The 8,232-nt window shown below is 68.1% G+C and carries 10 protein-coding genes; all 10 read right to left on the bottom strand.

Features of this window, described 5'->3' with window-relative positions:
* Positions 1 to 163 precede the first annotated feature (163 nt).
* Positions 164 to 601, bottom strand: coding sequence for a phage tail fiber protein (locus tag HNH97_RS16750; RefSeq protein ID WP_171791641.1), 438 nt, complete (start codon positions 599 to 601; stop codon positions 164 to 166).
* A 3-nt stretch (positions 602 to 604) separates the two neighbouring features.
* Positions 605 to 1,993: a DUF3383 domain-containing protein gene (locus tag HNH97_RS16755; RefSeq protein ID WP_171791642.1), complete on the bottom strand. Its 1,389-nt coding sequence runs from the start codon at positions 1,991 to 1,993 to the stop codon at positions 605 to 607.
* Positions 1,994 to 1,996: 3 nt separating this feature from the next.
* Positions 1,997 to 2,533, bottom strand: a complete 537-nt coding sequence (locus tag HNH97_RS16760) for a phage neck terminator protein (protein ID WP_171791643.1) — start codon at positions 2,531 to 2,533, stop codon at positions 1,997 to 1,999.
* Positions 2,500 to 2,865, bottom strand: coding sequence for a hypothetical protein (locus HNH97_RS16765; RefSeq protein WP_171791644.1), 366 nt, complete (start codon positions 2,863 to 2,865; stop codon positions 2,500 to 2,502). Before HNH97_RS16765 ends, HNH97_RS16760 begins: the two co-directional genes overlap by 34 nt.
* 152 nt (positions 2,866 to 3,017) lie before the next feature.
* Positions 3,018 to 3,431, bottom strand: a complete 414-nt coding sequence (locus HNH97_RS16770; protein ID WP_244949516.1) for a DUF4054 domain-containing protein — start codon at positions 3,429 to 3,431, stop codon at positions 3,018 to 3,020.
* On the bottom strand, positions 3,428 to 3,859 hold the full coding sequence (locus tag HNH97_RS16775; RefSeq protein ID WP_171791646.1) for a hypothetical protein: 432 nt from the start codon (positions 3,857 to 3,859) through the stop codon (positions 3,428 to 3,430). The genes HNH97_RS16770 and HNH97_RS16775 overlap by 4 nt, the downstream gene beginning before the upstream one ends.
* Positions 3,860 to 3,864: 5 nt before the next feature.
* The gene (locus HNH97_RS16780) at positions 3,865 to 4,923 is read right to left on the bottom strand and encodes a DUF2184 domain-containing protein (protein ID WP_110913566.1); all 1,059 of its coding nucleotides are present in this window, start codon (positions 4,921 to 4,923) and stop codon (positions 3,865 to 3,867) included.
* Positions 4,923 to 5,663, bottom strand: a complete 741-nt coding sequence (locus HNH97_RS16785; RefSeq protein WP_171791640.1) for a structural cement protein Gp24 — start codon at positions 5,661 to 5,663, stop codon at positions 4,923 to 4,925. The genes HNH97_RS16780 and HNH97_RS16785 overlap by 1 nt, the downstream gene beginning before the upstream one ends.
* A 270-nt stretch (positions 5,664 to 5,933) precedes the next feature.
* Positions 5,934 to 6,986 carry a DUF2213 domain-containing protein gene (locus HNH97_RS16790; protein ID WP_171791647.1) on the bottom strand — a complete coding sequence of 351 codons (1,053 nt, stop codon included), beginning with the start codon at positions 6,984 to 6,986 and terminating at the stop codon, positions 5,934 to 5,936.
* A partial coding sequence (locus HNH97_RS16795) for a phage portal protein (protein ID WP_171791648.1) occupies positions 6,983 to 8,232 on the bottom strand: 1,250 nt, incomplete at its 5' end. The genes HNH97_RS16790 and HNH97_RS16795, both read right to left, overlap by 4 nt.

Below are 8,232 nucleotides of genomic sequence, written 5' to 3' on the forward strand. Positions count from 1 at the left end.
CATGAGCGCGTTCGACGCCGACCGCTGGGGCCGTCATGTGCTGCATGCAGCACATGACGGCCCCAGCGGTCGGCGTCGAACGCGCTCATGCGGGTGATGACGAAGACCTTGCCGCAGTCCTCGCCCTCCTCCGCCACGGTGTATTCGATGGATTTCAACGCCATTACAGCGCCGCGGGCAGGACCCGCTCCCACAAAATATCGAACCGCCGCGCATCCAGCACCCGCCCCGCACCGGGCAGCGGGCTTGCCGCACGCAGCACCCCGCGCAGCAGCGTGTAGCGCCGGCCCACGGACGGCAACTGGATTTCACCCCCGATGCGATAGATCGTGCGCGCGACGTCCTGCGCCGTGACGATGGATTCAAAGACGAGGCAGCTATCCGAACTCGCGGCGAGCGAGACGGACTGGTGCACCGGCTGCGGCACCCACCCTGCGGAGAGGTAGCCATCGACCGACATCTGCGTCTCCACCAGTTCGCGCTGCTCCACCTCGAACGCGCGGTCGGCGCTGTAATTCGACAGCGTGACGGGCGCGTTGAACAGGCTGCTCACGGTAATGGTAAAGACCGAGTTGGCGTCGGAAATGTTATAGTCGCTCATGGATTACTGCACCTCCAGCGAAGACAGGCTGATGGACTGGACCGACCCGCCATCGGTGTACCAGAACTGGCACGGGGGCGAGGCCCGCGATGCGCGCACGGTGGCGGCGGCGGTGGAGGCACCGGGCAGGAAATACCATCCCCGTGTCGCCAGCGTGTCGGAAATGGTCCGCCCCGCCGCGTTGTTGACCTGCTGCTGCTGCGCCGCCGTCAGGGTGACGCCCGCGCGGATCAGCCCGAACGCCAGCGCCTGGTTGATCGTGTCCTGCACGCTTGCGGCAATCAGCACGTCGCCATCGGCATTGTACGGAATCTGCCCGGTATTGAGCAGCAGGTTCGCCAGTGCCAACTGGAACGCACCATTGAGCCACACCTGCCCGATATAGCTGTCGGCCCACGCGAACGGCCCCGACACCGCGCCATCGGACAGGAACTGGAAATCCGTCCCCGACCCGGCATAGCTGCCGTAATAGCTGTAGCCATTGGCCGCCAGCGTGGTCGCCAGCGTCGCGGTCGCCACCGTGGGGGTAATCAGGCCATTCTGCCGGAATTTCAGCGTCGTGCGCCCCGATGTTGCGGAAAAGTCCAGCGACGCCATCCACCCCAGCGCAAGGGCTGCGACCATCGGGTCGGCATAGATGGGGGTGACGCCCGCGATGTCCTGCGCCACAACCCACGCGCCAAAGGCTTCGGTCGTGCCGGACACCGCCGCCTGCGGGTCGGTATCCCACGGCACGTACCAGAAGCGCGAACCCTGCGCCGCCGTCCACTGCGCGAACGCCTGCTTGTCCGCAAGCGACGGCTCGAACGCGGTGGTAAAGCCGGTCCAGTCCGCATTGCCCGCCACCAGCGCATCCATCACCGTCCCCGGCGTGGCGCCCGCAGCGGGGGTGGAGAGTGTAACGGTCGGGACAGAACTGTATCCGCTGCCGCCCGCGCTGACCGCAATCGCGGTGACAACGCCATCGGTTACCGTCGCCGTGGCGGTCGCCCCGGTGCCGCCGCCGCCCGACAGGGTGACGGTGGGGGCGGTGGCATACCCGCTGCCGCCATCGGCAATCGCGATGGACTGCACCGCACCCGCCGACAGCGTGGCGCTCGCCGTGGCCTGCGTGGCATCGGCAAAGGCGGGGCACGCGGCCATCAGCAGGGTGGACGGCGTCTGCGCCGCGTTGGTGTAGCCCGTGAAATAGACCTGCGCCATATCGTATTCGACGCTGTCCTCGCCACACATCGCCGCGACATCGGCGGCGGAGGTGAACACGGTGACGCCGGACGCGGGCAGCCCCGCATTGCGCGACAGCACCAGCCCGTTGAGGAACGCGACACCGCCCCCCGCAGCAAGGACGCCGGGCGTGACCCGGACGATGGAAGAAACAGGAATGCCGGCCATATCTTACTCCGGTGGAAAGGTTGCGTCGGTCTCGAAAATCCCGACATTGAGTGTGTCCGCGAACTCCTGCGCGAAGGTCGCGGTGGAATTGACCTGCAATGACAGCGTGACCTGCCATGTGTCCTCGTACTGCGCGGCGTCGGACACGAAATCGCGCTGCACCGGTGGGTCGGCATGCAGGGGCGCGATGCTCCCGAACCCCGCCAGGAAGTCCGCACACGCCGGGTCGCGAAACAGCAGCGCCACCCGCCCCGCCGCGTCGCCCGTCCCCACGCCATACAGGTCCACGCGCACGTCGATGCGCTGCTGCATCCACACGATGCGGCACCCCGCGCCATAGGTCGTGCGGTTGGTGGCGATCCGCCCCCGCCCCGCCACCGTCATGATGGCGAACGTGCCGCACGGCGGGGCCACGCGGTTGACCTGCCCCACCATCACCGCGTCCGCCGTCAGGGGGATGGTGGCGCACAGCCATTGCCCCAGCGCCGTCAGCACCGTGCCCTCCGTCACGTCTGGCGGCGCACCATCAGCTTCGACCATGCCGTCCCCCACTGTTCCATCTGGCGCACGACAAGCCAGTCCGCGCCGTCAAAATTCACCATGTCCCCGCCCGTGCCCGCCGCACGGTCCATCCCGCCCACGACGCCCGCGACATACACGACCCGCAGCGCGCCCTGCTGGCTTAAATCGCCCACATGCTGCAACTCGTCCGACGACAGCGCCTGCACCCAGATCGTCGCCGGGACCTCGCGATATTGCGCGGTGCGGGTGAAGTCGGCATTGCCCGCGCTGCCGGTGGACAGCTTCAGCATGGCCGGAACACCCGGCCCCACCGCACCCACCGCCCCGCAGGCCGCACCAAAGAGGTTCATGTCGGTTGGTCCTTGTTCCCTCAGGGGCGTTGCCCCCGAACCCCCACCAAAGGGCATTGCCCTTTGGAAACCACGATTTTTAATGAATCAGGGTGCAGGGATCGTGATCCCTGCCGGGTCCGGAGCAAGCCGCCCGGGTGTCGCCCTCATACTCACGGCCACACGGCGGCCCGCTGCGGCCGTCCGGGCACATAACGCGCCAGGCGCAGGCGGCGTGACATGGCCCAGAACTGCGCGCCGTACGGGGTCTGGTTGAACCATGCGGCGGAAGGCGCCTGCCCCTCCATCTGGGTGCGCACGGTGATGCTGCCCTGTGTTGCGTCACTGACCCGCCCGACAAGGCTGTTGCCCTGCGCCACCTGCACCTCCAGTTGCGCGATATGCGCCACCAGCAGGTTCAGCAGCACCGCCCGCCGCGCCATATCCTGCGCGGTGCGGGCACGCGGCGAGAGGACCAGCATGGCCTGCGCATAATATGCGGCGGCCTGCGTGGCGTTCACCTGCGCCGCCAGCAGCGGGAAACGCTGCGCCCATGTTGCGTAATCGAACGCCACGCCGCCACTCATGCCGCGTCGCGACGGGTCACGCCCACCACCGGCAGCGCATCGGGGTCCAGCGGTTCCAGCCCCGTGCGCGTGCCGCCATGTTCACGCAGCCACGATGTCGCGCGATCGGCCGTGCGTTCCGCCGCGATCAGGCCATTGCGCAGGGGGGCGAAGTCCGGGTTCTGCGCGCACCATGCGGTCCAGAACTCGGCCGGGACCTCCGTCCGGCCCGCCATGCCCAGCAGGCGGTTGTCGCGCGGGTGGTAACGCGGGTCGCGCCGCGCACCCTCCAGGCGCACCGACGCACGCGGCACCGGGGGCGCCATGGCACCATGCCCGCGCCGCATCTCCCCCGCGCGGGCCGCCAGCATCGCATCGTCATACAGGTCCAGCACCAGCCCGGAGGGCATGCGGCACAGGACCGTGACCGTGGTGTTCGATGTCGCCATATCCGTCAGATCCCCGTCATGGTGGCGCAGGCCTGCGGGTAGAACCACAGCGTCCCCCACGTGCCCTGCGACTTCTTCTGCCGCACGGAGGTGGAGTGACGCTCCACCGCGTGCGCGCGCATCTTTTCCGTAAAGCCGGTGGACACGCTGGCCTGTCCCTCGACCTCGTTGACGAACAACTGCATCATCGTGCTTGCCACCATGCCACCGCCCAGTGCGGTCCCGGCCTCGGGCAGGGTCTCGATGCGCAGGTTCGGCAGGCTTTCGGACAGGAGCTCGCGCAGCTTCACATTGTACTGGTTGGCATAGAGCAGGCACTGCTGCCGCTCGGTCGGCAGCACCAGCGTCATCGGCGTCTCCAGCGTCAGGTTGCCGCCCATCTGGGTCACAAGCTGCGCATACAGCCGCAGCACGTCGTCAAAGCACTGCAACGGATCGGACATCGCCAGCCAGTCGGCGGAGCCTGTCGCCGTGCCGTTGGCCGAAACCTTCGGCAGCGGCTGGATCGCGGCGGGAAGCTGCGGGTCATTGAGCGCGCCGTAACATTCCAGACCCGCCACCCCGAACAGGTAGGTCAGGTTCTGCTGTTTCCCCAGCACGGAGATCGACGCAAGGTTGCGCTGGTTCACCAGGTCGATGCGCGCGGCCCCCATGCGCGCGACCTCGCGCTCGCCCCAGCGGGTCCAGGTCTGGTAATGGAAGGACTGGCGGCTGATCCAGTTGGCGTTGGCGTCCACCTCGCCATCGGCGCTGTAATCGCCATACGCCGCCGTGCGCCCCGACAGTTCGACGACCGGGAACATCGCCGTGTCCGTGACCCAGTCGCCCTTGCGCACCTCGCCATAGATCTGGGCCGCGCGGGTGGGCGCGATCAGCGCGCGGATCACCACCGGGTCGGTATAGGTGGTGAAGATGGCCGGGACGCCGGAATTGGCCGCCGTCACCGCACCATCGGCATCCATCGCCAGGCCGCCTTCGGGAAAATACTCCCGCACGCCATCAAGGTGGATGCCATACTGCCGCGCCAGCACCGGCGCGTCGTTGCGAAACAGGGATGCGTTCATCAGGAAGCAGCTTTCGTAATGGCGATCAGGCCGCCGGTTGTGGCAGGCAGGGCAACGCGCCAGCCGGTCGCGACGTATCCGTCGGGCACGTCAGCACCAGGGGCGGTGGCGGTAATCGTCCCGTCCGTAATGGAGGCGCAGACCACGTCCCCCCGCGCGGCGTCATCGGCACAGGCGCAGAACACGTCGCCCCCATCGGCCAGCGTGACCATGAAGCCCTGCGGAATGGTCATCGTCGCTTCCTGCAGGTACTGCGTCATCAGCCCCTGCTGTTCACGCACGACAAACCCGTCGGGGGCTGCGGGCGTCGCCACCGGGGCCGCGATCGTGACCGTCGGCGCGGTGGTGTATCCCGTGCCGGGGGCCGTGACCGTAATGCCCGTGACCACGCCGTTGGCAAGCGTGGCCGTGGCCTGCGCCCCGCTGCCGCCCCCGCCCGACAGTGTAACGGTCGGGACAGAGTCATAACCCGCGCCCCCGGACGTGACCGCAATGGCCGACACCGCACCGGCCGCGACACTCGCACTGGCGCTGGCGGGGGCGGTCGCATCGGACGGCGGCGTGTTCAGCACCGATGCCCCGTCCGCCTGCACCCACGCAAACGCCGCGACAGCAACGCCGCCCGCACCCGCCCGCAGGCCATTCGCCCACGCCAGCACCGACCGGCGCGGGTTTTCAGACGCCCACGCACCCGGAAAGGATACGGGCCAGTTGTAATTGACCGTATTGGGAAAAGGCATGTACAGCCTCCATGTTTGTTCAGTAAAACTGTATGCGGGGGCGCTGGCCCCGGGGGCTTTGCCCCCGAACCCCCACCAAAGGGCATTGCCCTTTGGAAACCATGACTTTTAACGAATCAGGGTGCAGGGAGCGCGCTCCCTGCCGGGTCCGGGCAGAGCCCGGGTGTTGCGTGCGCCGATGGCCTCAGGGGCGTTGCCCCCGAACCCCCACCAAAGGGCATTACCCTTTGGAAACCATGACTTTTAACGGATCAGGGCGTGGGAGGACGCCTACAGCACGCGCGGCGCACGGGTCACGCCAAAGCGCGCATTGAAATCCGGCGCGGCGTCAGCAGCAAGCGCCGCACCGGGGGCAGCGTCGCGCGTGCCGATCACCATATCGAGCATCGGGCGCAGGGCCGACGCATGCACGCCCGCCACGTCATGCCCGGCCTGCGCCAGGGCATAGCGGTAGATGGCGTCCGCGCTGTCCATGCCGATCACCTCGCCCACCAGGGGGCGGACGGCGCGGCGTGCGTCCTCGATCGCGCCAAGGCGGGTGCGCTCCCCCTCCACCGCGCGGGCCATGGCGTCGCGCACGGCGGCGTCGGACGCCATCTCCGGCGGGGGTTCTGCGGGCGCTGCCGCCAGTTCCGCGCGCGCGGCCAGCAGCGCCGCCGACAGGGCATCGGGCGCAGTGTCGGGCGTCAGTGCGCCGGTGCGCAGGGCGTGGCCGATGACCTGCAAGGTGAAGGTCGCATCGGGTTCGGGTATGGGTGCCATCGTGTTCTCCTGTAGTGCGGAATCGGCCACCAGCACGTCCGGCCCCGCGCGCCCGGCGGGGACAAGGGCGACATGGTTGCCGCGAATGTTGCGCATCACCCCGTCATAGGGCTGTCCCCGCCACCGCCCCGGCGTCATGTCCGCGTCATAGCGGTAGGCGCAGGACAGTTCGCGCCGCCCGCCATCGCGCACCATCGCGATCGCATCGGCGTCCCAGATCGCCAGCGCGTTGTCGAGGTAGGGATCATCAAAGGCGCAGTCCGTGCCGGTCGCCCCCACGGTGATGTCGCGGCGCGGGTTGTCCGCCGACACATGCGCATGGTCCGCCAGCACGGGAATGGCGTTGAACGTCGGGGCCGCGCGCGCCAGTTCGTCCGGTGCTCGTAACAGTCGGTACAGACCGTCCGCCCGCAGGCCCAGCGCCGCATGCCCGGGGATTTCCGCCCCCCGGTAGGTGTTGACGCCTGCCTTTGAAATATGGGTGCGCGCGACATAAAGCCGCCCGTCCTCGTCCGTTATACGGACCGAACCGATGCGGTCATGGGCAAGGATGCCGGTCATGTCTTTCCTTTCATCGGGGCGACGCCCGCCGCCGCGCGCAGGGCGTCGATGCGCGCACGGGCATGGTCGATGTCCGCGCGCTGCGCATCGTCCATCTGCCACAGCGGCACGAACGCGAAATCCAGCCGGGGATCGACCTCCCCCCACAAATGCAGCTGCACCATGCGGAACATCCGGTCCAGCACCGGGGCGATGTGGGCCTCCTGAAATGCCGTGATCTCGTCATAGAAAACCCGGATTTCCCCATCCGACGACGCATTCAGCCCGGCAGGCTGGATCCCGAACAGCTTGACCAGCGGGATGCCGGGGATCGACGCCATGAACTCCTGCGACTGGGCCTGCAACTCGCTCAGCCCCGAAAGCGGGGTGGCGACGATGGCGAAATCCTCGTGCGTGCGGTCGATGACAAAGGTGCCGTGGTTCGACTGGTACGCATTCATCGCCTCCACCCGGCCCGTCAGGCTGTCGGTATCGACCTGCGCGGGGCCGTCTTCGTCCCCCATTGCGCCGGCCATGTCGGTCTTCAGCACCTTGGTCGCGAAATTGTTGACCAGGTCGGACACGGACTGGCGCGTGCGCAGGAAGTTGTGGACATAGGTGCGCAGCATCTGCGTCAGGCTGGGACCGCCGAAATTGAAGGCGGGCTTGAAAATGTCCGAGACCTCGAACGGGACCATCGAAAACAGGCGGCTGGCGTCCACCAGCGTCCCCTGCACCCACCACGCGCGCGGGCAGAAGTAATCGGGACGCAGCGGCATGTCGGCGTTATAGCTGTCGGGCGTGGTCCACAGCGGCTCCACATTCAGAAAACGCCTGATCGCGCCACGGGCGATGCCGTTCGGCCCGATCACCAGCGGCGCGCCCTGTCCCGCGCTGCTTAACGGCTGGCCCATGTCCGGCCACACATGCCCAAGGCCAAAGCCCAGCGCGTGGATCACCTGCCGACGCAGCACCTCACGCACGCGCAGGCGCCGCATCTCGGCGCGCAGTTGCGTCATGCGCGACAGCAGCGCATCGTCCGGCGCGTCGGTTTCGGGCGTGGTGATGCGGATCCATTCGCGCGTAGCCTCACGCGCGATGACCTCCACCGGCTTGCGGAACTCCGCGCGCTGCATCATCTGCGCCAGCAGGGGATAGCCGACAAAGCCCAGCGCATCGCCAAACGCGCCCCCGCCATCGCCCAGGCCGTCCCCGGCCCAGTCATGCACCCCCGACAGCGCCCGGTCCATCGCCAGCGCCCCCACCC

The organism is Gluconacetobacter entanii, from assembly GCF_013155425.1.
GTDB classification, from domain to species: Bacteria; Pseudomonadota; Alphaproteobacteria; order Acetobacterales; family Acetobacteraceae; genus Novacetimonas; species Novacetimonas entanii.

What these genes read in the sequence shown, in the direction of transcription:
- HNH97_RS16790 (WP_171791647.1), bottom strand. Translation starts at nt 6,986, where the DNA reads ATGACCGGCATCCTTGCCCATGACCGCATCGGTTCGGTCCGTATAACG.
- HNH97_RS16750 (WP_171791641.1), bottom strand. Translation starts at nt 601, where the DNA reads ATGAGCGACTATAACATTTCCGACGCCAACTCGGTCTTTACCATTACC.
- HNH97_RS16760 (WP_171791643.1), bottom strand. Translation starts at nt 2,533, where the DNA reads ATGGTCGAAGCTGATGGTGCGCCGCCAGACGTGACGGAGGGCACGGTG.
- HNH97_RS16765 (WP_171791644.1), bottom strand. Translation starts at nt 2,865, where the DNA reads ATGAACCTCTTTGGTGCGGCCTGCGGGGCGGTGGGTGCGGTGGGGCCG.
- HNH97_RS16785 (WP_171791640.1), bottom strand. Translation starts at nt 5,663, where the DNA reads ATGCCTTTTCCCAATACGGTCAATTACAACTGGCCCGTATCCTTTCCG.
- HNH97_RS16770 (WP_244949516.1), bottom strand. Translation starts at nt 3,431, where the DNA reads ATGAGTGGCGGCGTGGCGTTCGATTACGCAACATGGGCGCAGCGTTTC.
- HNH97_RS16755 (WP_171791642.1), bottom strand. Translation starts at nt 1,993, where the DNA reads ATGGCCGGCATTCCTGTTTCTTCCATCGTCCGGGTCACGCCCGGCGTC.
- HNH97_RS16775 (WP_171791646.1), bottom strand. Translation starts at nt 3,859, where the DNA reads ATGGCGACATCGAACACCACGGTCACGGTCCTGTGCCGCATGCCCTCC.
- HNH97_RS16780 (WP_110913566.1), bottom strand. Translation starts at nt 4,923, where the DNA reads ATGAACGCATCCCTGTTTCGCAACGACGCGCCGGTGCTGGCGCGGCAG.